This window comes from Campylobacter sp. RM12642 (genome assembly GCF_020137635.1).
Lineage (GTDB): Bacteria > Campylobacterota > Campylobacteria > Campylobacterales > Campylobacteraceae > Campylobacter_E.
This window is the reverse complement of the sequence record NZ_JACGAT010000081.1, coordinates 1-681: the sequence shown is the minus strand read 5'-3', so window position 1 is coordinate 681 and position 681 is coordinate 1. Positions and strand designations below refer to the sequence as shown.

The window sequence follows — 681 nt, the reverse complement described above, 5'->3', positions numbered from 1 at the left end:
TAAGATAACAATAATTCTACTTCTTAAGGGCCTATAGCTCAGCTGGTTAGAGTGCACCCCTGATAAGGGTGAGGTCACAAGTTCAAGTCTTGTTAGGCCCACCATTTTTATTCTTTTTATCTATCTTTTAAATTATTTTTTTAAATCTTTTTAATATATGTAATTTTAGTATGATTTTAGGTTTTACTTGTGTATTTATTTTAGATTGAAACTTATAAATAATATTTATATTTTTAATGATATTTGAATTTATTTAAGAATACTTATTTTTATTTATTTAGCTTGTAGTTATGTTTAAAGCTATTTTTATATAAATTATAATATTTATTAAAGTGGTGTGATATTTGGTAGCATATATATTATCTTTTTAAAATAACTCTTATAGTAATAAGTAATTTAAATTATAAGTGATAATTATGTTTTTACTATTAAATAAAATATTAGTTGTATTTTTAAGAGTTAATATAATTAATGTTTTTATAAAGTATTTATAAGTTTTAAATTCTTTTAATAAAAATAGCTTTTATGTTTAGTGATTATGTTTGAGATTGTTTTATTATGGTGTATTTTTAATTGTTTTTAGTAGATAGTGAAGGTTATTTTAGAATGAAATTTTAATTGCTTTTTAGTTTTTAGTTTAAAGTATTGTTTGTGTTGTTTAGAGTGGTTGGGGGGGGGTTA

The 681-nt window shown here is 20.7% G+C and carries 1 tRNA gene; it reads left to right on the top strand.

The features are described from left to right. Positions 1 to 27 precede the first annotated feature (27 nt). Positions 28 to 104 (top strand) — tRNA-Ile (locus tag AVBRAN12642_RS09770). Positions 105 to 681 lie beyond the last annotated feature (577 nt).